Origin of the sequence: Pseudaquabacterium rugosum (assembly GCF_038066575.1) — a bacterium.
GTDB lineage: Bacteria > Pseudomonadota > Gammaproteobacteria > Burkholderiales > Burkholderiaceae_C > Pseudaquabacterium > Pseudaquabacterium rugosum.
In genome coordinates, this window is sequence record NZ_JBBUTF010000024.1 from 39,325 (window position 1) to 64,100 (window position 24,776).

General features: G+C 72.8%; 17 protein-coding genes and 2 pseudogenes. 5 read left to right on the forward strand and 14 right to left on the reverse strand.

Annotation, left to right across the window (positions count from 1 at the left end; all coding sequences use genetic code 11):
* Nucleotides 1–70 precede the first annotated feature (70 nt).
* Both AACH11_RS21050 and AACH11_RS21055 read right to left on the reverse strand, forming a co-directional pair.
* Nucleotides 71–1,021: a sugar ABC transporter substrate-binding protein gene (locus AACH11_RS21050; protein WP_341376239.1), complete on the reverse strand. Its 951-nt coding sequence runs from the start codon at nt 1,019–1,021 to the stop codon at nt 71–73.
* 151 nt (nt 1,022–1,172) lie between these two features.
* Entirely contained in the window at nt 1,173–2,201 is a 1,029-nt protein-coding gene (locus tag AACH11_RS21055; RefSeq protein WP_341376240.1) for a helix-turn-helix transcriptional regulator, read from the reverse strand.
* Nucleotides 2,202–2,608: 407 nt separating this feature from the next.
* Here AACH11_RS21055 and AACH11_RS21060 point away from each other — a divergent pair, with 407 nt between their 5' ends.
* Nucleotides 2,609–3,313: a PEP-CTERM sorting domain-containing protein gene (locus AACH11_RS21060; protein WP_341376241.1), complete on the forward strand. Its 705-nt coding sequence runs from the start codon at nt 2,609–2,611 to the stop codon at nt 3,311–3,313.
* A 37-nt stretch (nt 3,314–3,350) separates the two neighbouring features.
* On the opposite strand, the gene AACH11_RS21065 is transcribed toward AACH11_RS21060, so the two are convergent.
* On the reverse strand, nt 3,351–8,078 hold the full coding sequence (locus AACH11_RS21065; protein ID WP_341376242.1) for an AAA domain-containing protein: 4,728 nt from the start codon (nt 8,076–8,078) through the stop codon (nt 3,351–3,353).
* Nucleotides 8,078–9,037: a WYL domain-containing protein gene (locus AACH11_RS21070; protein WP_341376243.1), complete on the reverse strand. Its 960-nt coding sequence runs from the start codon at nt 9,035–9,037 to the stop codon at nt 8,078–8,080. The genes AACH11_RS21065 and AACH11_RS21070 overlap by 1 nt, the downstream gene beginning before the upstream one ends.
* 280 nt (nt 9,038–9,317) lie before the next feature.
* Between AACH11_RS21070 and AACH11_RS21075 the strand changes: the two genes are divergently transcribed.
* On the forward strand, nt 9,318–11,327 hold the full coding sequence (locus AACH11_RS21075; protein ID WP_341376244.1) for a carbohydrate-binding domain-containing protein: 2,010 nt from the start codon (nt 9,318–9,320) through the stop codon (nt 11,325–11,327).
* 505 nt (nt 11,328–11,832) lie between these two features.
* Entirely contained in the window at nt 11,833–13,299 is a 1,467-nt protein-coding gene (locus AACH11_RS21080; protein WP_341376245.1) for a SulP family inorganic anion transporter, read from the forward strand.
* 13 nt (nt 13,300–13,312) lie between these two features.
* On the opposite strand, the gene AACH11_RS21085 is transcribed toward AACH11_RS21080, so the two are convergent.
* From AACH11_RS21085 to AACH11_RS21115, 7 genes and pseudogenes are all read right to left on the reverse strand, one after another.
* Complete coding sequence (locus AACH11_RS21085) at nt 13,313–13,837, reverse strand: gamma carbonic anhydrase family protein (RefSeq protein ID WP_341376246.1); 525 nt, start codon at nt 13,835–13,837, stop codon at nt 13,313–13,315.
* Complete coding sequence (gene fahA / locus AACH11_RS21090; RefSeq protein WP_341376247.1) at nt 13,834–15,147, reverse strand: fumarylacetoacetase; 1,314 nt, start codon at nt 15,145–15,147, stop codon at nt 13,834–13,836. The genes AACH11_RS21085 and fahA overlap by 4 nt, the downstream gene beginning before the upstream one ends.
* Nucleotides 15,144–15,683, reverse strand: coding sequence for a VOC family protein (locus AACH11_RS21095; protein WP_341376262.1), 540 nt, complete (start codon nt 15,681–15,683; stop codon nt 15,144–15,146). The genes fahA and AACH11_RS21095 overlap by 4 nt, the downstream gene beginning before the upstream one ends.
* Before the next feature lie 13 nt (nt 15,684–15,696).
* Nucleotides 15,697–16,839 carry a 4-hydroxyphenylpyruvate dioxygenase gene (hppD, locus tag AACH11_RS21100; protein ID WP_341376248.1) on the reverse strand — a complete coding sequence of 381 codons (1,143 nt, stop codon included), beginning with the start codon at nt 16,837–16,839 and terminating at the stop codon, nt 15,697–15,699.
* A gap of 69 nt (nt 16,840–16,908) precedes the next feature.
* Nucleotides 16,909–17,934, reverse strand: a complete 1,026-nt coding sequence (locus AACH11_RS21105) for a Bug family tripartite tricarboxylate transporter substrate binding protein (RefSeq protein WP_341376249.1) — start codon at nt 17,932–17,934, stop codon at nt 16,909–16,911.
* 63 nt (nt 17,935–17,997) lie between these two features.
* Nucleotides 17,998–19,083 (reverse strand): CaiB/BaiF CoA transferase family protein, encoded by a 1,086-nt coding sequence (locus tag AACH11_RS21110; protein ID WP_423228793.1) that lies wholly within the window; start codon nt 19,081–19,083, stop codon nt 17,998–18,000.
* A 126-nt stretch (nt 19,084–19,209) separates the two neighbouring features.
* Nucleotides 19,210–20,175, reverse strand: a pseudogene (locus tag AACH11_RS21115) (hydroxymethylglutaryl-CoA lyase); the annotation flags it as partial.
* 152 nt (nt 20,176–20,327) lie between these two features.
* On the opposite strand from AACH11_RS21115, the gene AACH11_RS21120 reads away from it, so the two are divergent.
* Entirely contained in the window at nt 20,328–21,230 is a 903-nt protein-coding gene (locus AACH11_RS21120; protein ID WP_341376250.1) for a LysR family transcriptional regulator, read from the forward strand.
* Nucleotides 21,231–21,439: 209 nt separating this feature from the next.
* Here the strand turns inward: AACH11_RS21120 and AACH11_RS21125 are convergent, their stop codons facing one another.
* From AACH11_RS21125 to AACH11_RS21135, 3 genes and pseudogenes are all read right to left on the reverse strand, one after another.
* Nucleotides 21,440–22,600 carry a PDDEXK nuclease domain-containing protein gene (locus tag AACH11_RS21125; RefSeq protein WP_341376251.1) on the reverse strand — a complete coding sequence of 387 codons (1,161 nt, stop codon included), beginning with the start codon at nt 22,598–22,600 and terminating at the stop codon, nt 21,440–21,442.
* A complete protein-coding gene (locus tag AACH11_RS21130) occupies nt 22,597–22,791 on the reverse strand; it encodes a hypothetical protein (protein WP_341376252.1) in 195 nt (64 codons plus the stop codon). The genes AACH11_RS21125 and AACH11_RS21130 overlap by 4 nt, the downstream gene beginning before the upstream one ends.
* A pseudogene (locus AACH11_RS21135) lies at nt 22,788–22,931 on the reverse strand (type I restriction-modification enzyme R subunit C-terminal domain-containing protein); the annotation flags it as partial. The gene AACH11_RS21130 and the pseudogene AACH11_RS21135, both read right to left, overlap by 4 nt.
* A 588-nt stretch (nt 22,932–23,519) precedes the next feature.
* Here AACH11_RS21135 and AACH11_RS21140 point away from each other — a divergent pair.
* Nucleotides 23,520–24,743 carry an acetylornithine transaminase gene (locus tag AACH11_RS21140; protein ID WP_341376253.1) on the forward strand — a complete coding sequence of 408 codons (1,224 nt, stop codon included), beginning with the start codon at nt 23,520–23,522 and terminating at the stop codon, nt 24,741–24,743.
* The last annotated feature ends 33 nt before the right edge of the window (nt 24,744–24,776 follow it).

Genomic DNA, 24,776 nt, shown 5'->3' on the forward strand with positions numbered 1-24,776 from the left:
GCAGGAAGGGGGATCGGGGGCGGCCGGGGCGGGAGCGCCGCGGCCGCCGGGAGCGGGCGGCCGCGGGCGATCAGCGGATGCCCTTGGCCGACAGGCCGATGACCTGCGGCGCGGTGGCCTTGGTCACGAAGCTCGGGCCCGAGGGCACGTGGCCGGCCGGCAGGGTGCCGTAGCGGGCCTTGAGGGCCAGCGAGGAGACCGGCACATAACCTTGCAGGTAAGGCTGCTGATCGACCGCGAACTCGGCCTTGCCTTCGGCGACCGACTTCAGGAAGCCGGCCGACAGGTCGTAGCTGGCCACCTTGACCTTGGCGCCCAGGCCCATGCCCTGCACCGCGGCCACCGCGCGCTCACCGACCAGCGGGGCGCTCAGGCCCAGCACCACGTCGATGCTCTTGTCGGCGCTGAGCGCGGCGCGGATCTTGGATTCGATCTCCGCCGGATCGGCGCTGGTGGGCATCACCGTCACCGGGCCGCCGAAGCCCTCGGTCACGCCCTTGCAGCGCTGGTCGAGCGCGGCATTGCCGACCTCCTGGTTCACGCACAGCACCTTGCTGCCGCCGCGCTTCTTCAGCTCGGCGCCCACGGTGCGGCCGGCCGACAGCTCCTCCTGGCCGACGTGGAAGGCGATGCCGAGCTTGTCGGCCGCGGCGATGCCCGAGTTCATCGACACCACCGGGATGCCGGCGGCCACGGCGCGCCGGATGGCCGGGCCGAGCGCGTCCGGGTCGGGGTTGGAGACGACCAGGCCGGCCGGCTTCTGATTGACGGCTGCGTCGATCAGCTTGGCCATGGCCACCATGTCGAAGGTCTCCGGCGCGCGGTACTCGACCTTGACGTTGGTGTCCTTGGCCGCCTGCATGGCGCCGTTCTTGACGATGGACCAGAACGGATCCGAGGCCTGGCCGTGGGTGACGACCAGGATGGTGGGCTGGCCGGCCTGCGCCATCACCGGGGCGGCGAAGGACAGCGCCAGCGCGGTGCCGAGGGCGAGGGTCCGGAAGGGCTTGAGGGTGTTCATGCGTGTCTCCTGCTCGTTTCTGCACCCGGGTGCAGACTGGTGCCGAAAAAACTGCACCCGGGTGCAGTGACGCAGTTATACGTGGCGCCCCGCCGGTGCGCACCGGGGTAAACGCGTGAAAACGGATTTCTGTTTTGAACAGCCAGGCCGCTCAGCGCGGCCCGTCCACCAGCGCCCGCAGCTGCAGCTTGGTCTGCACGCCCAGCTGCTTGAAGATGGCGCCCAGGTGGTTGTTGACCGTCGATTCCGACAGGCCGAGCGCGCGTGCGATCTGCGGGCCGGTCTCGCCGGCCGCATAGCGCTGCACGATCTCGCGGCGGCGCGGGGTCAGCGTGTCGACGACCGAGCGCGGGCGCAGCCGCACCTGGATCCCGCCGTCAGGGTGGGGCTGCAGCTCGGCCACCACCCGGCGGCCGATCCAGGTCGGCTCCGCCGGCGGCAGCCAGACCTCGGGCAGCCGGTGGCGCTCGGCATAGGGCCACTCCAGCCGCAGCAGCGTCAGGAAGCGCGCGTCGGACACGCGCAGCAGGCCGTCGGCCGCGGCCACGGCATGGCCGATGGTCGGCGTGCGGCCCGCCGGACGGGACAGCTCCGCCAGCGCGCACTCGCGCCAGCTGTCGACCAGGTGCGGCAGGATGAAGGCCAGCGCCGCCGCATCGGCCGCGGTGAAGTCGGGGCGGCCGGCCTCGCGGCGCAGGGCCAGCACCCAGACGGTGGCGTCGGCGGGATCCTGCAGCACGGCCTGCACCTGCGGCGCGTGCGCGGGGCGGGCCTGGGTGGCCTGCGCGGTGGCGGGGACGTCCGGCGTCGTTTCCGCGACGTGGCCGGCCGCCGCATCCGTGGGCGGGGGGCAGGGCCAGGCGCCGGCCTGCATCAGCGCCTGCCAGCGGCCCTGGCCGGGCGTGGGCGTGGGCGCGGTCAGCGTCGGCGGTGGTGTCGGTGTCGGTTTGGATGTCGGCGAGCGGGCGGCATCCGGCGCCTCGGCCAGCCCGCCGCCGCACCACAGGCCGTCGTGCGGCAGCAGCTCCTGGATCAGCTCGGCCGTGCGCTGCTGGAACTGGCGTGCGCCCCACTGCCGGCTGCCGCGGTGCAGCTGCAGCACCAGCGCGCTCCAGGCCGCCAGTTGCGGGCCGTCCAGCCCCGGCGAGGTCAGCGCGGTGGGCGCCGTCGACGGGCTCATGGCTGTCCCGGACGGACCGCCACCGGCCCTGGGGCATCCACCCCAGCCGGTCCGCCATCGACTGGTGGCGTGCGGCGTAAGGCGGCCGCCCTGGGGGGATCACCCCAGATCGACGGGCAGGTGGGCAGGGCGGACGGCATGACGCTGTTGTCGGCCGGCGTGCCGTCGGCTTGAGCGTGGCCGGGAACGACCCCTCACGCCGGCCGCCGCGCCGTGTCCGGCCGGTGGGGACGGGCCGCGAACGTGACGCGCTTCACGCCGCCGGCGGCCCATCGCGGCGGCTGGCCCGATCCGGGCCGTGGCGGTCCGTTTCTGGCCGTTTCTGGCATCGCGTTTGCAATGAAGTCCCCATGTCGGCGTCCCTCCCGGGGCTCCGGCCCTGACCACACCACCGCTGCGGAAGCCCCATGAACACCCATCCGGCCATCGTCTCCACGTCCTCCCTCCGTCTGGCCGCGCTGGCCGTGGGCCTGCTGGCCGGCACCGCCCAGGCCGCGCCGCTGCTGCAGAGCTTCACCGAGAACTTCGAGGGCACCCTGTCGGCCTGGACCCAGCGCAGCCCCGACGAGGCCGCCATCATGGTCGACCCGCTGAACGCGGCCAACCACGTGCTGGGCTTCAACCGCCTGGGCTCGGCCGGCAGCATCTTCAGCACCGCCGACCTGAACGGCAGCAACGTCTACACCGTGCAGTTCGACTACCTGGGCCTGCCGCGCCAGGGCAGCGTGGCCGGCGACATCGGCGGCTACTTCGGCGTGCGCAACGGCACCCCCGGCAACCGCGAGTACTGGGTGGCCGGCACCGGCAGCTATCCCACGCTGTTCGACCTGATCGACGACGGCCAGTGGCACACCTACGTCGCCACGCTGCGGTCGACCCTGGTCGGCGGCACGGTGCACCTCGAGTTCGAGGACTGGGACGGCTCGCGCGGCCTGGCCGGTGATGCCTACTTCGACAACATCGTCTTCACCGCCGGCGGCACGCTGGCCCAGGGCGTCAATGGCACGGTGACCGTGCTGAACGCGGTGCCGGAGCCGGGCGCGCTGGCGCTGACCGCGCTCGGCCTGTGCGCTGCCGGCCTTGCCGGCCAGCGTCGCCGCCGCGCGGGCTGAGGTCGCCGGCCGCCGCGGGCGGCGGCCATGCCCGAGCTCAGGCCGCCTGCGGCGGCCACACCCGCTGCGCGACCCCGCCGGGCCGGGGCCCGGCCGCACCCAGCGGCGCGATGCCCATGGCCTGCAGCCGTTCCTGCAGATCCTGCAGCACGGCCGCGCGACGTAACGTCCAGGTCGAGGCGAAGCAGCGCCAGAAGGTCCAGCCGGCGCGCTCCAGGATGCGCTGGCGCGCCATGTCGGCCGGCCAGCGGTCGGGGCCGTGGAAGGCATCGCCGTCGCATTCGATGGCCAGGCGCCGGTCGCCCGCGCCCTCGACCACCAGGTCGATGCGGTAGGCGCCGGCGCGCACCTGCGGCGTGACGCGGTAGCCCAGCGCCGTCAGCGCGCCGAACACGTCACGCTCGAAGCCGGACTCGCAGCGCTCGATCAGCGGCCGTTCGACCTCGGGCTGCGCGACGGCCCCGCCCACGCCATCGGCGGCGCGGGGGGCCTGCGCCGCGCCACTGAAGTGCTCGACCAGGCCGCGCCGCACCACGTCACGCTCGAAGCCGGACTCGCAGCGCTCGATCAGCGGCCGTTCGACCTCGGGCTGCGCGACGGCCCCGCCCACGCCATCGGCGGCGCGGGGGGCCTGCGCCGCGCCACTGAAGTGCTCGACCAGGCCGCGCCGCACGTCGCGCGGCGAGAGCTCGGCCGCCGTCACCGATCGCACCAGCACCATGCGATCGCGCGCGCGGCTGGCCGCGACGTTGAAGCGCTGGTCATGGGCCTGGCCGGACAGCGCGTGGTGCTGCTTCGCGTCCGCCACCAGGCTCAGGAACATGATGTCGCGCTCGCTGCCCTGGAACACGTAGGCGTCGCCGCAGGTGAAGCGGCGGCGCGTCAGCTCGGCCATGTCGATGCGGCGGCAGGCCAGATCGTGGATGTGGCGCGCCTGCTCCGGCCCCAGCAGCGAGACCACGCCGATGCTGCGCCCGGCCATCGCCGGATCGGCCACGAGGGCCTCGATCTGCTGCACGATGCATTCGGCCTCGGCGGCGTTGATGTTGCGTGCGTCGCGCACGCCCGCGGGCAGGTACAGATCGACCAGCGGCGGGTCCAGCCGCTCGCTGGCGTGCGGGATGCGCAGCGGCCGGATCTGGTCCTGGTAGAAGGTGCGGTTGCTGTAGGCGATGATGGGCTCGGCGCAGCGGAAATGCTCGGTCAGCATCACGCGGTGCGCCGCATAGACGGTCGAGGCCAGGTCGTACAGCGACTTCTCCGGCGTCAGGTCACGGGCATGCGGCTGGTCGGCCAGGAAGCGCTGGCGCAGACGCTCGACATGCGCGGCCTCCAGGAAGCCGGCCGTCGGCGACACCTGCTTGTCGTCGCCCACCACCAGCACCTGGCGGCCGCGCAGCACGGCCGGCAGCGCCCACAGATCGGACTGGCTGGCCTCGTCGACGATCACCAGATCGAAGCGGCCGAGCTCGGCCGGCATGCTCTCCGAGACCTTGGCATGGCTCATGATCCAGCAGGGCACGGCGGCCTGCGCATCGAGCATGGCCTGGCGGGCGTCACGCCGGTAGCGCGGCGCATGGGTGCCGGTGCCCTGGCCGATGCGGCGGATGGCCACGCGGTAGCTCTCCAGCGCCGACAGCACCTTGGCCGAGGCGTTGGCCTTGGTCTGCAGCCAGGCGCTGTGGCTGACCAGATCGGTGTACTGGCGCGCCAGCACCTGCTCCAGCGCGCGGCGGCGGCGGGCCAGTGCCTGCTGCTCCTCGCGGGCGTCCAGGCCCTGCAGATGGTGGCGCAGGCGGGCCCAGGTCCAGGCCTCGCGCCAGCGCGCGGGCAGTGCCGGGTCGCCGTCGGACCCCGGGAAGGACGACGAGGCTGACGGTGAGGATGAGGGGTCCGGCAGCGGCTGGCGCAGGCGCTGCGCCCAGTCGGGCGCGCCCGACTGCTCGATGCGTGCGGTCAGCTCGGCCACGCGGTCGAGCTCGGGGCGCAGCTGCTCGATGCGCCGCAGTTCGGCCATCAGGCCAGCCCAGTCCGCAGCCAGCCGGTCGGCGCCCAGCGTGCGCTGGCCCGGGCCGTCGGCCAGCGCCGCGCGCAGGCGCTCGACCACCGGGCCGCCGCAGCCCGCCAGGGCCTCGCGGTGCTCGGCCAGCGTGCGCGCGGCCTGCGCGATGTCGACGCGGCCGAGGTGGCGCCGCAGGTGGCCGGCCACGCGCTGCAGGCCGCCGGCCTCGCCCAGCAGGTCCTGTTCGGGCAGATCGAGGAACACGCGGCGGGCCAGCGCCACCAGCGCCGGGTCCTGCTGCGTGGCCAGCGCATGCACCCGGCGCACCGCCAGGCCCAGGCGCTCGGTGGCGCGCAGCTGCTCGACGGCGGCGTCGATCTCCGGGATGTCCAGCTCGCGCGCGACCACGTTCCAGCGCGCGGCGAAGGACAGCAGCCGCCCGTGCAGGCTCAGGTAACGCAGCACGTGCGTCCAGTCCGCGGCGCCTTCGGGTGGCAGGCCGCTGATGCGGATGGCCGCCACCCGCGCCTTGGCCTCGGCCCGGCCGAGCGTGAAGACGCCGAAGGGCTTGCCGGTCTGCGCGCCGCGCTGCAGCGCCTCGGCCACCTGGGGCTGGCCGAGCACGCCCTCGGGCAGCGTGACCGGCCGCTGCAGAAAGGCCGCGCGGGCGGCCACCAGCGTGTCCAGCTCGCCCAGCAGCAGCTGCAGGGCCTGGCATTCGCTGGCGAAGTCGGGCCGGCGGCAGCGCTCGCGCAGGCTGCGCCACCAGGGGCCGGCCTGGGTGTCCAGCGGCTCGATCCGCGGCAGCGCCTGCTCGATGGCGGCCAGCAGGCGTCGCGCGTCGTCCACCACCTCGCGCGACCAGGTGCGCAGCGCGGGCAGCTCACCCGTGGCCTGCGCATCCTCGATCGCGTGCCGGGCGCGCAGCTGCTCGTGCAGCTCGGCCAGGTCGGCGGGCGTGGGCAGGCTCTCGCTGGCCGGCAGCGTCTGCTCGGCATAGACCAGATCGGGCCCGAGCCGGCGGCGCGCCTCGCGCAGCGCCTGGGCCTGGGCCTCGCTCAGCGGCGGCGCGTGGGCCGCGTCCATCGTCAGCGCGTCGGTGAACCAGCCGTGCGGCCCCGCGCCGTCGATGGCCAGCTCGGCCATCTCCTGCGCGCGCAGCGTCTGGCCATCGATCACCTGTGGCGCCAGCTGCCGCGCGGCGATCGCGTCGATGCGGCGGTCGATGCCGGCGATCTCGGCATGGGCGGCGTCGATGGCCTGGCGGGTGCGCGCGATCTGCGCCTGGCTGGCGCGCGGATCGAGCTGCGACAGCGTGTGGACGATGGCCTCGATCGAGGCCTGGAACTGCCGCAGCCCTTCCTTGTCGCCGGCCAGCAGGGCCACCGTCAGCGGCCGCACCTCGGGCGGAATCTTGTCCTGCAGCACGGCCAGCGCATGCTCGCCCTTGGCCGTCACCAGCACCGTGCGCCCGGTGGCCAGGTAGTGGCAGATGATGTTGGCGATGGTGTGGGTCTTGCCGGTGCCCGGCGGGCCCTGCACCGAGACGCCGGGCGAGCGCTCCAGCATCTCGATGATGGTTTCCTGCTCCTGGTTGTAGGGCAGGGGAAAGAACAGCTCGCGCGGCTCGCCGACGTGGCCGCTGCCGCTGCACAGGCCGCGGAAGGCGATCGGCGCGATCGACGGCACTTCGTCGCTCGGCGGCGTGACGAGCGCGGCCGGGCCGGCCGGCAGCGGGTCACCGGCGGCGATGCGTTGCGTCAGCCGCTGGATGTCCTCGATCAGCACGTTGGCCGGCCGCGGCCGCATGAACAGCACCCAGGCGCCCGTCACCCGCAGCTGCGGCCCCGGCTCGGGCAGGCCGCGGGCCTGCGGCTCGAAGACGCCGTGGCGGTCCAGCCCACCGGCGGTCAGGCGCAGCAGCGGCTCGACGCTGTCGGGCGCGAAGGGGTCGGGGTTGCGCCGGGCCGCCATCTCGTCTGCCAGCCACTGCCGGGCCTGACGCTCGACCTCGGCGGCATGGGGCACCTGCGCGGCGCTGAAGGCGTCGAACTCCAGGCGCGGCCCGGTGGCGCGCGGGCGCACGGTGATCGTGTGGTCGGCGGGATCCAGCTCGATCTCGACGGCCTGGGTCAGCAGCGGGTACTGCAGCGCCATGCCGGCGCCGGCCAGGCCCGCCGCCGTAGCCGGCGCATCCAGCCGCCAGGCGCTCAGCCCCAGGCCCCAGACCAGCTCGGACGGCTGTGCCGTCTCGTCGGCCTGCAGCCGCTCGCGCAGCGCGAACAGCTCGCCATAGAGCGCGATGGCGCGCCGGCGCGGGGCCTCCGCCGTGGCCCAGGCCTGCCAGTGCGCGGCATAGACCGCCAGCGAGCAGGCCACCCGTTCCCGCCGTTGACGATCGGCCAGCGTGGCGGCCGGCGGGTCCATCGTCGTCAGCTCGCGGGTGCGGCGCTGGGCCAGCGCCAGCTCGTGCAGGCGCGGCGGCGCGCCATCGGGGCGGTCGGTCCAGACGATCCAGGGCTGATCTTCCTCGTCGGGCTGTGGCGGCGGCGCGGGCTGCAGCCGCTCGACCGTCAGCCAGGCCGGATCGTCGCTGACGCGGTCGTCCAGCCGCACGCCGGGCAGGTGCTCCAGATCCTCGGCCAGGCGGCGGAAATCGTTCTGGCGGCCCAGCACCCAGGCCCGCGGATCGACGGCGCGGCCCTGTTCGACCAGATAGTTCAGCAGCCCGGCCAGACGGCCGTGTTCAGGGGTCGGGGACATCAGGAGCGCGGGGCGGGGCGGCGCCGGGGCGTGGCCGCAGGGGTGGGGGGGCGGGTCGGCGGAGATCCGGTGGCCGGGGCGGTGGCCGTGTGGCCGGGCGCCAGCAGCGCGCCGTCCACCCCGTCGAGCACCGCGGCATTGGCCAGCCACAGCGGGTGGCTGCGGGCGTCCAGCCGGTGGTCGGGGCTGCAGTCGACCGACCAGCGGCGCAGCACATAACCCGCCATCGCAGCGCGCACCTCCAGCCGCAGCCGGCCATCGGCCATGCCGTAGTCGGCGGCGATGGCCGCCGGCCAGGCTAGCGCGGGATGGGGCCTCAGGTCCAGCGTCAGCAGGCGCTGCCAGTGCGCGTCGGCCGCCAGGCGCTCGTGCGCGGCCACGGTGGCGGCCGGGCCGTCCAGGGCCCGCACGGCGGTGATGCGCGTCAGCACGAAGTCGATGAAGCGGCCGCGCTGGCGGTCATGGGCCCGCAGATGCCAGCGCTGCCCGTTGTCGGCGAGCGCCAGCGGCACGATGGTGCGCGAGGAGGGGCCGGACGCCGGCGACAGGTAGTCGATGGCCACCGCCTGCTGCTGGCAGATCGCCCGCGTCAGCGCGGCCAGCCGAGGCAGATCGGGGCGCACCAGCGCGGTCGCCACCTCGCAGGGCGGGGCGATGCGGCCGGCCACCGGCAGGCCGTCGCCGAAGCCGTGCGACAACCAGGTCAGCACGCGGTCGGGTTCGGGCGGAAAGCAGGGGCGAAAGCCGGGCGCGGGCCGATGGCAGCGGGCCACCGGGTCGTAGACCAGGTTGTCGGGCGCCAGCGCGCGGTAGGCGGCCAGATCGCGGGTGGAGGCGGCCGGGCCGATGCCGAAGCGCGTCTCCAGGTCGACCCGCCGCAGCTCACCGGTGAACCAGGCCCGCAGCTCCAGATAGGCCAGGCGTTCGCGCTGGGCGAGTGAGGGCAGGGCGTCCGACATGGGCGGTGCGGGCCGCGGCGGCGCGCGGTCCGGTCATCATCAAAAAGATGATGACTATACGGGCCCCGTCAAGGCCGGTGCGGGTGGGGGCCCTGCATGAACGTGGGGGGCGCGGGCGGGCACGGCGTGCCGGCTCTCCGTCGGCAGGGGCCCGGCCGTGCGGCCCGCACACACCCCCGAAACACGACGGGCATCGAATGTTCACCCGGGCCCCTGCCGGGCGCCGTGAGCGTCGTGAGCGCCGAGCGCGGCAGAGGGCCCCGCACCCAGGAGACCCCTCATGCCCCGCGTCCGTTCCGCTCGCGTGTTCCGCGCCGCACTGCTGTCCCTGTCCCTGGCCGTCGGCTTGAGCGGCTGCGGTGGGGGCGGATCCAGCGCCTCCGGCACGGCCAGTTCGGGCAACGGCGATGGGGGCGGCAGCAGCAGCACCGTCACCGCCCCGGCCATCACCACCCAGCCAGCGTCGGCCAGCGTGGTTGCCGGTGCGGCGGTCAGCTTCAGCGTGGTGGCCAGCGGCAGCGGCCTGAGCTACCAGTGGCTGAAGGACGGTGTCACCCTCGCCTCGGCCACCGGCGCCAGCCTGAGCCTGTCGGCCGTCAGCACGGCGGATGCCGGCAGCTACACGGTCACCGTCAGCAACAGCGCGGGTGCGGTGACCAGCAGCGCCGCGGTGCTGACCGTCAGCGCCGCCAGCAGCAGTGACAGTGGCGGCAGCAGCACCTCGTCCGGCTCGACCACCACCACCACGTCCAGCGAGACCTGGAACATCGGCACCGGCGCCAACGCGGCCGATCTGCACGAGGGCCTGAGCTTTCGCCGCATCGCCATCGCGCTGGACACGCTGGCGGTCAGCAGCAGCGACGGCACGCTCAGCGTCGGTGCCAGCAGTGCCACCAGCAGCGGCAGCAGCCGCAGCATCACGCTGGACGGCAGCACCGTGGTCACGATCACCGAGGACAGCCTGGGTCTGACCATCGAGGCCGCGCTGCCCGCCGGCACGCTGCCCGAGTTCGCACTCAGCGGCAGCTACGGCCGCACCGTCACCGTGCTGAGCAGCGGCGCCTACAAGCTGGCGCTGGAAGGCGTGACGATCGCCAGCGCCAACGGCCCGGCACTGAACCTGCAATCGAAGCAGCGCGCCTTCGTGACTCTCAGCGGCAGCAACAGCCTGGGCGACACCAGCAGCTACAGCGCGCGCACCCTGGCCGACGGCACGGCCATGGACCTGAAGGCGGCCTTCTTCGGCGAGGGGCCGATCGTGCTCTCGGGCAGCGGCAGCCTGGCGGTCACGTCGGCGGCCAAGCATGCGCTGGCCAGCGATGCCCATGTGCGCCTGCGCTCGGGCAGCCTGACGCTGGCCGCCACCAAGAAGGACGGCTTGCGCGCCAACAACGCGGTGGTCATCGACGGCGGCACGCTGGCCATCACCACGCCGGCTGGCAAGGGCCTGAAGGTGGAAGGCAAGGAAGACACGGTGCAGCCGCTGGGCTTCATCGCCATCAACGGCGGCACGGTGACGATCACCAGCCACGACAAGGCGATCACCGCCTCGTGGGAATCGGCCGAGGACGGCAGCACCACCACGCTGGCCGACGACCCCGATCCGCGCGTGACCCTCAACGGCGGCACGATCACCATCGTGACCACCGGCACGCCCTACGAGGACACCAACACCGCCGATGGCGACAGCTCGCTGAGCCCCGAGGGCATCGAGGCCAAGTCGGTGCTGACCATCAACGGCGGCAACATCGATGTGCGCAGCACCGACGACGCGCTGAACGCCGGCAGCGCCATCGTCATCAACGGCGGCCGCATCCATGCCGCGGCCAGCGCCAACGACGCCATCGACTCCAACGGCACGCTCAGCATCACCGGCGGCGTGGTGGTGGCGCTGGGCGCCAACGGCGCCGAGGGCGGGCTGGACTGCGACAGCAACACCTTCACCATCACCGGCGGCACCTTCATCGGCGCGGGCGGGCGCAACAGCACGCCCACGCGCAGCGTGACCACGCAGAACACGGTGATCCTGCGCAGCCTCACGGCGCAGAGCTACACGCTGCGCGATGCCAGCGGCCAGGCTGCCTTCTCGTTCACGCTGCCCAAGGCCAGCAGCTCGGTGCTGGTGGGCGCGGCGGCCATCACCACCGGCAGCAGCTACAGCCTGGTGGCCGGCGGCACGCTGGCCAGCCAGGGCGAGAACTTCAACGGCCTGATCCTGTCGCCCGGCACGCACAGCGGCGGCACGGTGCAGTCGACGTTCACGGTCAGCAGCACGGTGATGCAGCCCTGATCCGCGGGGCGGTCACCCGTCGCTGCCCGCAGACGCCCTCCGGCAGCGGTGGACGTTCTCCCTACAATCCCGCCGGTGCATGCCCCGGCCGTCCATCGCCCGTCACGCGCCCGTCCAGGGCGCGGTCGCCGGGTTGCGTGCGCGCGTCAGCCCATCGGTGGGCTGCGCCGCCAGCGTCGCCGCCGCTCGGGATGCTCCCGTCCGACGCCGCCCTGAGAGACCGCGCCGGTGGTCTGAGCGTCCGCGCATCCTGAGGGGTTCGAACCCCTGGCGGCGCTGGCGAACCCGAGGGACTTGACGGCCGTGACGGCGCTGCGTCCCCCGTCGGCCGAACCGTCCCCTACCGTCCCCTATCGTCCGGGCTGTCGCCCGCCGCCGCGGCCTCTTCCAGCCGCGGCGTGCCGGCCTGTCCTGGGTCCGCATCCGGTGTCCAGCCGCTGCGGCCCGGAAGAGCCTCGCCGTTTCCCCTCCTGCCGTCCCCGGCCCTGCGCCGGGGTGCCTGCCCATGTCCGGATCCTCCGCATCTTCCCATCCCCACACCTGGCGCGCCGAATGGGGTGCCAGCCTGCCGCGCGAACTGATGGCTGGCGCCGTCGCCACCTTCGCCCTCATTCCGGAGGTCATCGCCTTCGCCTTCGTCGCCGGGGTGGATCCGGCCGTCGGCCTGTTCGCCTCCTTCGTCATCAGCCTGATCATCGCGTTCGCCGGCGGCCGGCCGGCGATGGTGTCGGCCGCGGCCGGCTCGGTCGCGCTGGTGGCCGCGCCGCTGGTGCAGTCCCATGGTCTGCAGTACCTGCTGGCGGCCGGTCTGCTGGCCGGTCTGGTCCAGCTGCTGTTCGGCCTGTTGCGGCTGGGCGTGCTGCTGCGCTATGTGTCGGGCTCGGTGCGCACCGGCTTCGTCAATGCGCTGGCGGTGCTGATCTTCACCGCCCAGCTGCCGCACCTGATCGGCGCCAACGTCCAGACCTGGCTGACGATGGCCGCCGGCCTGGTCATCATCTACGGCCTGCCGCGCCTGACCACCGTCGTGCCCTCACCGCTGGTGTGCATCGTGGTGCTGACGCTGGCGGCCCAGGTGGGCGGGCTGCCGCTGAAGACGGTGGCCGATCTGGGCGCCTTGCCCGAGGGCCTGCCGAGCTTCGGCCTGCCGCAGGTGCCGTGGTCCTGGGAGACGCTGCGCCTGATCGCGCTGCCCGCGCTCGCCATCGCGATGGTCGGCCTGCTGGAGTCGCTGATGACGGCCAGCGTCGTCGACGAGCTCACCGACACCCCCAGCGACAAGAACCGCGAGTGCAGCGGCCTGGGCCTGGCCAATCTGGGCGCCAGCCTGTTCGGTGGCATCGCCGGCTGCGGCATGATCGGCCAGACCGTCAGCAATGTGCGTTATGGCGGCAATGGCCGTCTGTCGACGCTGTTCGCCGGGGCCTTCCTGCTGATCCTGATGGTGCTGCTCAAGCCCTGGGTCTCGATGGTGCCGGTGGCCGCGCTGGTGGCCATCATGGTGATGGTCTCCGCCTCGACCTTCGACTGGGGTTCGGCCCGCGCCGTGCTGCGCCATCCCCGGCTGTCGAGCGTGGTGATGCTGGCCACCGTGGCCGTCACCATCGCCACCCACAACCTGGCGGCCGGCGTGGGCGTGGGGGTGCTGCTCAGCGGCGTGTTCTTCGCCGCCAAGGTCTCGCGCCTGATGACGGTGCGCTTCAGCGGTGACGAACGTCTGACCTGCACGATCACCGGCCAGGTCTTCTTCGCCTCGGCCGACGCGATGGTCGAGGCCTTCGACGTGCGCGACATCGCGGGCCGCCCGGTGTGCATCGATCTCACGCAGGCCCATCTGTGGGACATCACCGCCGTCCAGGCGCTGGACAAGATCTGCCAGCGCCTGCGCAAGCACGGCAGCATGGTCGAGGTGATCGGGCTGAACGACCACGGGCGGGCGCTGGTGTCGAGCCTGGATCTGCGCGTCGACTGATGCGCGTCGGGGCTCAGTCCACCCGCACCAGCCCCCGCCGCATCCCCTGCGCCTTGCGCGCATAGCCGCGCGCGCTCTCGCGCAGGCCGTGCACCTCGGCCTCGGTCAGCGGCCGCACCGCCTTGGCCGGCGTGCCCAGGATCAGCGAGCGCGGCGGGAACACCTTGCCCTCGGTCACCAGCGTGCCGGCGCCGACCAGGCATTCGTCGCCGATGACGGCGCCGTTGAGGATCACGGCCTGGATGCCGATCAGGCTGCCGGCGCCCACGGTGCAGCCGTGCAGCATGGCCTGGTGGCCGACGGTGACCTCGTCGGCCAGGCTCAGCGGGAAGCCGGGGTCGGCATGCAGCACCGCGCCTTCCTGCACGTTGACGCGCTCGCCCAGCGTGATGGGCGCGTTGTCGCCGCGCAGCACGGCGCTGAACCAGACGCTGGCGCCCGTCTTCAGGTGCACGTCGCCGATGACGTGGGCGCCGGGGGCGATCCAGGCGTCGTCGGCGCAGCGCGGTTGCAGCGCGTCGAGGCGGTAGCAGCTCATGGTCGCTCCGGGTTCAGGGCCGGGGCCGGCAGCACCACGGCCGTGCAGGGGCCGAAGCCGATGCTGCGGTGGCCGGCGCGCTGGGCGCGGGCCCGCAGCGCGATGCGGTCGCCGTCTTCCAGGAAGCGCCGCTGCTCGCCGCTGGCCAGCGCGAGGGCCTCGCGGCCGCCGCGGGTCAGTTCCAGCAGCGAGCCCTGCTGGCCGGCCTGCGGGCCCGACAGCGTGCCGGTGCCGAACAGGTCGCCTGGGCTCAGGCTGCAGCCGTTGACCGTGTGGTGGGCGACCAGCTGGGCAAACGTCCAGTGTGCGGCGTCGGCGAAGTTCGACTGACTGATGACCTGAGGGGCCAGCCCGGCCGCCTGCATGGCCGCGCTCTGCAGCGTCACCTCCAGGTCGATGTCGAAGGCGCCGTGGGCGCGGTTGGCCGCGCTGTCCAGATAGGGCAGGGGCTGCGGCAGATCCGCATCGCGCTGCCAGCCGCGGCGGAAGGGCGCCAGCGCGTCCAGCGTGACGATCCAGGGCGAGACCGTGGTGGCGAAGCTCTTGGACAGGAAGGGGCCGAGTGGCTGGTACTCCCAGGCCTGCACGTCGCGCGCACTCCAGTCGTTGAGCAGGCCGAGGCCGAAGACGTGGTCCTCGGCCGTGGCCAGCGTCACCGGCTCGCCCATCGCGTTGGGGCGGCCGATCCACACGGCCATCTCCAGCTCGAAGTCCAGGCGCTGGCTGGGGGCCATGCGCGGCGGTGCGTCGGCGTCGGGACGGATCTGGCCGAGCGGGCGGCGGAAGTCGGTGCCCGAGGGGCGCAGCGTCGAGGCGCGGCCGTGGTAGCCGATCGGCACCCAGTGGTAGTTGGGCAGCAGCGGCTGGTCGGGACGGAACAGGCGGCCGACGGCGGTGGCGTGGTGCACGCCGATGTAGAAGTCGGTGTAGTCGCCGACCTCGCACGGCAGCGCCAGCTCGGCCCGGGCCATCGGCACCAGGGTCTCGGCCCAACGGGCGGCCTGGGCGGATCCTTCGCGCAGGCCTGCGCTGATCGCCAGGCGCAGGGCGCGGCGGGTGTCGGGCTGCAGGCGCACCAGGCGGTTCATGTCCGCATGGTTGATCAGGCCGCAGCGGCGCAGATCCAGGATCTGGTCGCCGATGGCCACGCCGATGCGCCAGTCCGGGTCGTCGGCCTCGCGGAAGCGGCCGAAGGGCAGGTTCTGGATGGGAAAGTCGGTGTCGGCGTCGTTCCCCGCGGCGACCCAGCTGCGCAGGGCGGGGTCGTGCGTGGTGTCCAGCGCCGGGCTGCGGTCGGTCGATCCGCTCATTGCGCGAACTCCCGGCGGTGCAGGAAGTCGGCGTGGCGCGGGGCGCGCTTGGTGGCGCTCCAGTCCTCGAGCATCTGCCACTTGACCGCGTCCATGCGCTGCAGCAGGGCGGCTTCGTCGGGATCGGGGCAGGCGAGCTCCAGACGATGGCCGTTGGGGTCGAAGAAGTAGATGGAGTGGAAGGCGCCGTGGTCGGTGGTGCCGAGCACGCTGACGCCCTCGGCCTCCAGATGGGCCTTGTAGGCGAGCAGGGTGTCGCGGTCGGCGACGCGCAAGGCGATGTGCTGCACCCAGGATGGCGTGTTGGGGTCGCGGCCCATCGGCGGCTTCGTCGGCAGCTCGAAGAAGGCGAGCACGTTGCCGCCGCCGGCGTCGAGGAAGATGTGCATGTAGGGATCGGGCTCCTTCGTCGAGGGCACGAGGTCCTCGGCGATGGCGAGCACGAAGTCCATCTTCAGCATGCGCTGGTACCACTCGACGGTCTCCTTCGCGTCCTTGCAGCGGTAGGCGACGTGGTGGATGCGGTCGATGCGCAGTGCGTCATCCATCTCAGGCCTCCGCGGGGGTGGCGTTGGCGTGGGCGGGGGCGGTCGGAGCACCCTGCAGCGTGCCGCGGCGGATCTGGTCACGCTCCAGGCTCTGGAACAGCGCCTTGAAGTTGCCCTCGCCGAAGCCCTCGTCGGCCTTGCGCTGGATGAACTCGAAGAACACCGGGCCGAGCAGCGGCTGGCTGAAGATCTGCAGCAGCAGGCGCTTGTCGCCGCCGCTGGTCGAGCCGTCGAGCAGGATGCCGCGCGTGCGCAGCGCATCGACCGGCTCGCCGTGGCCGGGCAGGCGTTCGGCCAGCATCTCGTAGTAGACGTCGTTGGGCGCCGACATCAGGGGCACGCCAGCCAGTTGCAGCGCGTCCACCGTGCCGATCAGGTCATCGGTCGACAGCGCGATGTGCTGGATGCCCTCGCCGTTGAACTGCATCAGGAACTCCTCGATCTGACCGGCACGCCCGCCGCCGGCCGAGCCGGCCTCCTCGTTGAGCGGGATGCGGATCAGGCCGTCGGGCGCGGTCATCGCGCGGCTGGTCAGGCCGGTGTACTCGCCCTGGATGTCGAAGTAGCGGATCTCGCGGAAGTTGAACAGCTTCTCGTAGAAGCCGCCCCAGAAGGCCATGCGGCCGCGGTAGACGTTGTGCGTCAGGTGATCGATGGCCTTCAGACCATGGCCTGCCGGGTGGCGGCGGTCGAGTGCCGTGTATTCCGGCAGGAACTCGAAGTCGATGTCGTAGATGCTGCGGCCGTCCTCGTGGCGGTCGATCAGGTAGAGCGGCGCACCGCCGATGCCCTTGATCGCCGGCAGCTTGAGCTCCATCGGCCCGGTGGGCACGTCCACCGGCTGCGCGCCCAGGCTCAGCGCGCGGGCATGGGCCTGGTGCGAGTCGCGCACCCGGAACGCCATCGCGCAGGCGCTGGGCCCGTGCTCGGCGCTGAAGTAACCGGCCAGGCTGGCGGGCTCACGGTTGACGATGAAGTTGATGTCACCCTGGCGGTAGAGGACGACGTCCTTGCTGCGGTGGCGCGCGACGAGGGCGAAGCCCATGCGCTCGAACAGCGGTTCCAGCAGCTGGGCCTGGGGCGCGGCGAATTCCACGAATTCGAAGCCCATCAGGCCCATCGGGTTGTCGAAGAGGTCAGCCATGGCGATGCGGGGTGGGTGGCGGTGGCGGACGGCCACCGGGTCAGGGAGGGAGGGGTGGCCGTGCCGGGCTCATTCCGGCGCGATGCCGGCGCGCTTGACGATGGGGGCGTAGCGGTCCTGCTCGACCTTGAGGAAGCGCGTGGCCGCCTCGGGCGTGGTCAGCAGCAGCTGGTCGTCGCGGCGGGCGAAGCCGGCCTTGACCTCGGGGTCATTGAAGGCGGCCACCAGCGCGGCATGCAGGCGCTTGACCTGGGCCTCGGGCAGGCCCTTGGGCGCGATGGCGGCGAACCAGCCGCCGACGTCCACGTCGGCATAGCCCTGCTCGGCCAGCGTGGGCAGATCCGGCAGCGAGGCCACGCGGTGCTTGCCGGTGACGCCGATGGCGCGCAGCGCGCCGCTCTTGATGTGGGTCTGCACGGCGCCCACGGCCGCCACGCCCAGCTCCACCTGGCCGCCGATGAGGTCGGTGATCATCGGCCCCATGCCTTTGTAGGGGATGTGGTTGAGGCGGGCACCGAGCGCGTCGATGACCATCTCGCCACCCAGGTGGATGATGGTGCCGTTGCCCGAGGAGGCGTAGTTCATCGCGTCGCCGCGTGACTTGAGCAGGGCCTGCAGCTCCTTGGCGGTGCGCGTCGGCACGCGTTGCGGGTTGACCACGAGCACGAAGGGCGAGCCGCCGACGATGGAGATCGGCGTGATGTCGGCCAGGCTGTCGTAGGGCAGCTTGCGGAAGACGCTGGGATTGACCGCGTGGTTGTTGGAGACGAAGGCGATGGTCTGGCCGTCCGGCGCGGCCTTGACCAGGGCCTGGGTGCCGGTGATGCCACCCGCGCCGGGCAGGTTCTCGATGATCACCGGCTGGCCACCGAGGGCCTTGGTCAGCGCCCCCTGGGCCGAGCGGATGATGACGTCGACGCCCGAGCCGGCGCCCACCGGCAGGATCACGCGCAAAGGGGCTGCCGGCTGTGCGGTGACCGGCGCCGGGTTGAACAGGGATGCCAGGGCGCTCAGGCCCAGTACAGCCAGACTGAGGCGACGGCTCAGTGGGGGCGTGGCGCGGCGGTGGTCGGGGTGCGGACGGTTCGGGTTCATGGGGTCTCCGGGTGGCGGGGGGGCTGGCCGGTCGTCTCGGGGTGCCGGCTTGACGGGGGGTGGTCAGGACCGGGCGAGCGGGCCCAGAACGGCCTCGGTGTGCTCGCCGACGCGCGGCAGCGGATGGCGCACGCCCGGCCGCCTGCCGCCGAGCGTGAGGGGCAGCAACACCACCTGTGAGGTGCTGCCGTCCTCGTTGGTCATCGGCACCAGGCCGCCGCTGTCGCGCAGGTGCACGTCGTCGACCAGCTGGTCGGGCCGCACGACGGCGGCATAGGGCAGGCCGGCGTCCTCCAGTCGGGGCACCAGATCGGCGGCGCGCCAGGCGGCCAGCGTCTCGCCGAGGGTGCGCACCAGCTCCGGCCGGCGCTCGACGCGCTGGGCGTTGGTGGCCAGGGTGGGGTCGGCCAGCAGGTCGTCGCGGCCCAGCACGCCGCACAGTGCCTGGAACTGCTTGTCGCTGACCGCGCCGATGAACAGCTGCTCGTCACCGGCCAGCGTGAAGGTGTCGTAGACGCTCCAGGCCGAGATGCGCGAAGGGAAGGGCGGCGGCACCTCGCCCGACATCTGGAACTGCATCATGTGCTGGGCCGACAGCAGGCAGCAGTTCTCGAACAGCGCGCTCTGGATCTCCTGGCCGCGGCCGGTGCGCTGGCGCTCCTGCAGCGCGGCCAGCACGCCGATGGCCGCGAACATGCCGCCCATGATGTCGTTGACCGAGGTGCCGGCGCGCAACGGGCGGCCCTGGGGCCCGGTCATGTAGGTCAGGCCGGCCATGTTCTGCACCACCTCGTCGAGCGCCAGGCGCTGCTCGTAGGGGCCGGGCAGAAAGCCCTTGTGCGACGCATAGATCAGGCCCGGATGCGTGGCCGACAGCGCCGCGTAGCCCAGGCCCAGGCTGTCCATCAGGCCGGGGCGGAAGTTCTCCAGCACCACGTCGGCGGTGGCCACCAGGGCCTGGGCGCGCGCCAGATCGGCCGGCTCGCGCACGTCCAGCACCACACTTTTCTTGTTGCGGTTGAAGGTGCGGAAGAAGCCCATGCCGAGGCCGGGCAGGCGGCGTGTCTTGTCGCCGCCGGGCGGCTCGACCTTGATCACCTCGGCGCCCAGATCGGCCAGGATCATGCCGCAGGTCGGGCCCATCACCATGTGGGTGAACTCGACCACGCGCAGGCCGGCCAGGGGCAGATCGCCGGCGGCGGTGGCCGATCCGGCTGCGGTCGCAGGCGCTTCGGACCTGGCGTTGGCTGCGCCGGCCGGGCGGGCCATGGCGGGTGCAGCGGGTGCCGCGCCGTCCGTCACGCCGCGTGCGGCGCGCGGCACCCAGTGCCCCGGCAGGCCGGCCCGCCACAGCGCGCCGTGCGTGGGCTCGCCCTCGATCCAGCCGGCCACGCGCTGGCGCAGGGCCAGCAGCCCGGGCAGGTCCAGCCCGGTGTCCACGCCCATGGCGTCGAGCATCTGGGCCAGATCCTCGGTCGCCGCGTTGCCGCTGGCGCCCGGGGCATGCGGGCAGCCGCCGATGCCGGCCAGCGAGGCGTCGAAGCGCGTGACGCCCAGCTGCAGCGCCGCCAGCGCATTGGCCAGCGCCAGGCCGCGCGTGTCGTGGAAGTGGCCGCAGCAGAAGCGGTCGCCGGCCAGCTTCAGCGCCTGCTCGAACAGCCGCGCGACGGCCGCCGGATCGGCCATGCCGACGGTGTCGGCCAGGCTCACCCGGTCGGCGCCGGCATCCAGCAGCGCGGCCATCAGGCGCAGCACCTCGGCCGGGCGCACCTCGCCCTGGATCGTGCAGCCGAAGGCCGTGCCCACGCCGCCTTCGATCAGCGTGGCGCGGCCCGAGGCATCGCGGGCGGCGCGGATGCGCGCCAGCTCGGCCACCACCTCGTCGGGCGTCTTGCGCAGATTGGCCAGGCTGTGGGCATGGCTGGCCGACAGCGGCAGGATCATCAGGTGCGCGTCACCGTCCAGCGCACGCTCCGCACCCTGCAGGTTGGGCACCAGCACCGAGGCCTTCAGGCCGGGCAGGCTCCGCGCATAGGCCAGTACCTCGGCGGTATCGGCCAGCTGCGGCAGACGCTTGGGCGGCACGAAGGAGCCGACCTCGATCTCGGTCTGGCCTGCGGCCACCGCGTCGCGGATCCAGGCGCACTTGCGCTCGGTCGACACCAGGGTCTGGATGCTCTGCAGGCCGTCGCGCAGGCCGACCTCGCGGATCACGGCGCGGGTGGGGAAGGTCAGGGGCATCGCGGGTCTCTCGGGGTTCAGGGGGCGCGGGCCGGGCGGCCGCCGCACATCAGGAACGCACTCTAGATTTTCTGGATCGGCTCTGCAGTGGTGTTTTGGAAGCGGTCCTGTTCCAATCTGGAAAGCCTGACGCCCGCTGACGGAGCCGCCCCATGCACGATCCCGACCCCAAGACCCTGCGCCTGCTGGTGGCTGCCTGCGATCTCGGCAGCCTGAGCCTGGCCGCCGAGCAGGAGCACATCGAGCCCTCGGCCATCAGCAAGCGCATCGCCGCGCTGGAGCAGCAGCTGGGCACGCCGCTGCTGGTGCGCGGGCGCCGTGGCGTGGTGCCCACGCCGGCCGGCCAGGCGGTGGTCGAGCATGCGCGCGCGCTGCTGTTCACGCTCGGCCGCCTGCGGGCCGATCTGGCCGGCTTCGGCCAGGGCGTGGTCGGCCATGTGCGGCTGGTGGCCACCACCTCGGCCCTGGCCGAGGCGCTGCCCGACGACGTGGCCGGCTTCATGCGCGATCCGGCCCACGCGCAGATCCAGGTCTCGCTGGAGGAGCGCCTGACGCGCGACATCGGGCGCAGCCTGCGCGACGGCCTGGCGTCGATCGGCGTGTGCTGGGACCAGCTCGACGCCAGCGGCCTGCAGTGCCGCCCCTACCGCCAGGACCGCCTGGCGCTGGCCGTGCCCGTCGACCATCCGCTGGCCGCCCAGCCGCGGCTGAGCCTGGCCCAGACCCTGGCCCATGCCCACGTCGGCCTGCCGCCCGGCGCCGCGGTGCAGGCCCTGCTGCAGCGCGCCGCGGCCCAGGCCGGCGGCCTGCTGCGCCTGCGCGCGGTGGTCTCCACCTTCGACGCCGCGCTGCGTGTGGTCGCCGCCGGCCTGGCCATCAGCGTGATCCCGGCCGAGGTCATCGCCCGCGCCCGCCTGCCGCAGGTGCGCGCCGTGCCGCTGGACGACGACTGGGCGCTGCGCCGCTTCGTCGTCTGCGCACCGCCGGCCGAGCAGCTGTCGAGCGCGGCGGCGCGGCTGTTCGATCACCTGGCCGGGTGTGCCGAGGTGGCGTAAAACAGAACTAACGCCAGGGATGAAAGAAGCGACGGCAAACGGTGGTGTGGACGCTCGGGGCGCTGACGTGGCCGCGGGCACCACGGCACCGGGCACCGATCGACGGGCCCGGCGCTTCAGCCGCCTCAGCCGCTGACGGCCTGCGCCACCAGCGCCTCGGCAGCAGCTGACCTGACACCGCCAACTCGACGACCATGCGCTTCAGCTGATCAATTCCCCCCGGCGCCTCCGCCAGCACATCCAGGTGCTCCATCACCGCCGCCGTCATTCCCTACCCCCGCCAACCCATCCGCCAGCAGCGCCCGTTCCCGCGCCAGCTCGGCCTGCAGCTCCGCCTCGGTCGGCAGACAGGCCTGGTAGCGGCTGGCGAACAGCTGCTCACCGTCGGCCAGGCGCGAATAACGCGCTACCGCAGCGTTGCGCTCGCTGCACAGGATCAGGCCGATGGTGGGGTTGTCGCCGCTCTGGCGCTCGCGCTCGTCGAACACGCGCACGTACATGTCCAGCTGGCCCACGTCCTGATGGCTGAGCTTGCCCACCTTCAGCTCCACCAGCACGAAGCACTTGAGAATGTAGTTGTAGAACACGAGGTCGACGAAGGCGTCCTCGTCCTCGATGCGCAGGTGCTTCTGCCGCGCCACGAAGGCGAAGCCCTTGCCCAGCTCCAGCAGGAACTTCTGCAGGTTGTCCAGCAGGCCCTGCTCCACGTCCTGCTCGTACAGCGCGGCGGCGCCGGGCTGGGCGCCCAGGAACTCCAGCACGTACGGGTCGCGGATGAAGTCGCGCGGGTCGGCCGGCGCGTCGCGCTGGATCCGCGCGGCGGCCTCGGCCTGCACGGCGGCCTTGTCCTGGCTGGACAGCAGGCGCTGGTAGTGCAGGGTGCTGATCTGGCGGTCGAGGGCGGCATGGCTCCAGGTCTGGGCCACCGCTTCGGCGGCATACCAGGCCCGTGCGGCCGGGTCGGACACGCGCATCAGCCGCCGGAAGTGCGACCACGCCAATTCGCGACACGGCGTGTCGCAAATCTCCGTCCACGTGAAGGTCTGGAAGAACTGCCGGAAATTGCGCAGGTTGGACGCCGAGAAGCCCTGGCCGAATTCGGCCGTCAGCCGGCGGGCGATCTCGTCGAGCTGGCCCTTGCCGTAGGCGGCACGGGTCTGCCCCGCCTGCTCGTGCTCCACGATCAACCGCCCCACCTGCCAGTAGGCCTGCACCATGGTCTGGTTGACGCTGCGATGCACCTGGCGCCGCGCCTGCGCCAGCACATCGCGCACCTGGGCATACAGCTGCGCCGCATCGGCGGCGGCCGTGGGTGCGGCCGCTGGCACCACGGCGCGCACGGCCTTGGCGGGGGCGCGCGGGCGGTTCATCGGCCGCCCTCCAGCGTCCCAGCCAGCACCGACTCGCCCACGGCACCCAGACGCTGCCGCGCGCCACTGTGAAAAGCGGGCAGGCGGCCTTGATCGGGGCACGGCAGCTGTACGGCGAAGCGTTCCAGTGCCGGCCGGTTGTCCGCCAGCACGGCGGCGATGTCGTCACTGTTCAGCACAGCAGAGGTCAACCGTAGAGTTGTTGTTCGAGTTTAGCCAGCGCCCGGGCATAGCCCGCCTTGCCGCCGAAGGCGCGCACCAGCTCCATCGGTGCGCCGATCCGGTCGAAGGGCGGCAGGGTGAGGATTCTCGGGTCTTCGATGGGCTCGATTCTCCTTGGGCGTGGCGGTCAGGCCGATCCGGGTGCCGCGGACGGCCTGGTACAGGCTGAGGTCGATCTCGTCGCTGGGGTCGATGCGGCGCCGGTGATCTTGGTCATCGCCGCGCCGAAGGGCTTGAGGTCGTCGTTGCAGGTCTGGTCGACCAGGATGTTGCGGTCGGCCAGGCTTCCCCTGGCCTGGACCGTCCGCTGCGGGCGGCGGTCTTTGCACGGACTCTCGCCCTGTGGCCCGCTGTCCCGTGGTCCCGGTGGTCCACCCGGCTGCGCGGCCCAGCTGCATCCGCGCGGCTTGACAGCGCACCCGGCATCCCCTCATGATCGCCCCCCAATGTCCTCCGCCGCCCGCACCATTGCCATCGCACGAGCTGCCCGAGCCGCACGAGCTCGTCGACCGCTCGTGCCGTGCCCTGCCGGCGAGAGACAGCGGACGAGGACCTGAACGCCCACCCCCAGCGACAGCGCCCCGCCCCCCTCGATCTCCCCCGAAAAAGGCCACGGTTCACCACCGTGGCCTTTTTTCATTTCCGCAGCCCCCCGCCATCTCCCCAGCCCCGGCGGATGTCCCCCCGAAAGCCCATCATGAAGACCGTCAGCCCCTCCAGTGATTGCCCGTCCCGTCACCTGATGCCCGTCACCGAGCGTCCGGCCGACATCTTCGTCCGCGGCCAGGGCGCCTGGCTGTGGGACGGTGAAGGCCGCCGTCACCTGGACTGGCTGCAGGGCTGGGCGGTGAACGCCCTCGGCCACTGCCCGCCGCAGCTGTCGCGCGCGCTGCAGGTCCAGGCCGAGACGCTGCTGACGCCCAGCCCGGCGCTGTACAACCTGCCCTCGCTGCAGCTGGCGCAGCGCCTGTGCGCGCTCAGCGGCATGCAGCAGGCCTGGTTCGGCAGCACGGGGGCGGAGGCGAACGAGGGGGCGATCAAGCTGGCGCGCAAGTGGGGACGAGCGCGACGGGCCGGGGCCTGGGAGATCATCACCTTCGACAACGCCTTCCACGGCCGCAACCTGGCGACGATGGCCGCCAGCGGCAAGCCGGGCTGGGACGCGATGTTCACGCCGGCGATGCCGGGCTTCGCCAAGGCGCGCTTCAACGATCTGGACGCGGTGCGGGCCCTGATCGGTGAGCGGACGGTGGCGGTGATGCTGGAGCCGGTGCAGGGCGAGGCCGGCGTGCGGCCGGCGGATCCTCAGTTCCTGCGTCAGCTGCGAGCGCTGTGCGATGCCCACGGGCTGCTGCTGATCTTCGACGAGGTGCAGACCGGCTGCGGCCGTCTGGGCCGGATGTTCGGCTTCGAGCACTACGGCGTGCGGCCCGACATCGTCACCCTCGGCAAGGGCCTGGGCGGCGGGGTGCCGATCTCGGCCGTGCTGGCCGCGGACCATGCCTGCGTGTTCGAGCCGGGTGACCAGGGTGGCACCTATGCCGGCAACCCGCTGATGGCCGCGGCCAGCCTGGCGGTGCTGGACGTGCTGGCCGAGCCCGACTTCCTGGCCGGCGTGCGCGAGCAGGGCGCACGGCTCGGCGACGGACTGCGCGCGCTGTCGCGGCGCCACGGCCTGGGCGAGGTGCGCGGTGCGGGCCTGCTGTGGGCGCTGGAGATGGGGACGGATCTGGCGCCTGAGGTGGTGCGTCAGGCGCGCGGCCGAGGCTTGCTGATCAATGCCGCGCGGCCGCACTGCCTGCGCTTCATGCCGCGCCTGAACGGCGATGCGCAGGAGATCGACACCGGGCTGGCGCTGCTCGACGGTGCGCTGGGCGCGGTGCTGAAGTCCGCTGCGCGAGGGGCGTCGGCCGTGAACTGAGCGTGGCCGGGCGGGCTGGATCGGCGCGGCCCG

Excerpts from the sequence above, each read along its gene's own strand:
- AACH11_RS21105 (WP_341376249.1), bottom strand. The coding sequence starts at position 17,934 with ATGAACCCGAACCGTCCGCACCCCGACCACCGCCGCGCCACGCCCCCA.
- AACH11_RS21050 (WP_341376239.1), bottom strand. The coding sequence starts at position 1,021 with ATGAACACCCTCAAGCCCTTCCGGACCCTCGCCCTCGGCACCGCGCTG.
- fahA (WP_341376247.1), bottom strand. The coding sequence starts at position 15,147 with ATGAGCGGATCGACCGACCGCAGCCCGGCGCTGGACACCACGCACGAC.
- AACH11_RS21070 (WP_341376243.1), bottom strand. The coding sequence starts at position 9,037 with ATGTCGGACGCCCTGCCCTCACTCGCCCAGCGCGAACGCCTGGCCTAT.
- AACH11_RS21120 (WP_341376250.1), top strand. The coding sequence starts at position 20,328 with ATGCACGATCCCGACCCCAAGACCCTGCGCCTGCTGGTGGCTGCCTGC.
- AACH11_RS21085 (WP_341376246.1), bottom strand. The coding sequence starts at position 13,837 with ATGAGCTGCTACCGCCTCGACGCGCTGCAACCGCGCTGCGCCGACGAC.
- AACH11_RS21065 (WP_341376242.1), bottom strand. The coding sequence starts at position 8,078 with ATGTCCCCGACCCCTGAACACGGCCGTCTGGCCGGGCTGCTGAACTAT.
- AACH11_RS21060 (WP_341376241.1), top strand. The coding sequence starts at position 2,609 with ATGAACACCCATCCGGCCATCGTCTCCACGTCCTCCCTCCGTCTGGCC.
- AACH11_RS21110 (WP_423228793.1), bottom strand. The coding sequence starts at position 19,083 with ATGGTGATGGGCCCGACCTGCGGCATGATCCTGGCCGATCTGGGCGCC.
- AACH11_RS21080 (WP_341376245.1), top strand. The coding sequence starts at position 11,833 with ATGTCCGGATCCTCCGCATCTTCCCATCCCCACACCTGGCGCGCCGAA.
- AACH11_RS21125 (WP_341376251.1), bottom strand. The coding sequence starts at position 22,600 with ATGAACCGCCCGCGCGCCCCCGCCAAGGCCGTGCGCGCCGTGGTGCCA.
- AACH11_RS21140 (WP_341376253.1), top strand. The coding sequence starts at position 23,520 with ATGAAGACCGTCAGCCCCTCCAGTGATTGCCCGTCCCGTCACCTGATG.
- hppD (WP_341376248.1), bottom strand. The coding sequence starts at position 16,839 with ATGGCTGACCTCTTCGACAACCCGATGGGCCTGATGGGCTTCGAATTC.
- AACH11_RS21055 (WP_341376240.1), bottom strand. The coding sequence starts at position 2,201 with ATGAGCCCGTCGACGGCGCCCACCGCGCTGACCTCGCCGGGGCTGGAC.
- AACH11_RS21075 (WP_341376244.1), top strand. The coding sequence starts at position 9,318 with ATGCCCCGCGTCCGTTCCGCTCGCGTGTTCCGCGCCGCACTGCTGTCC.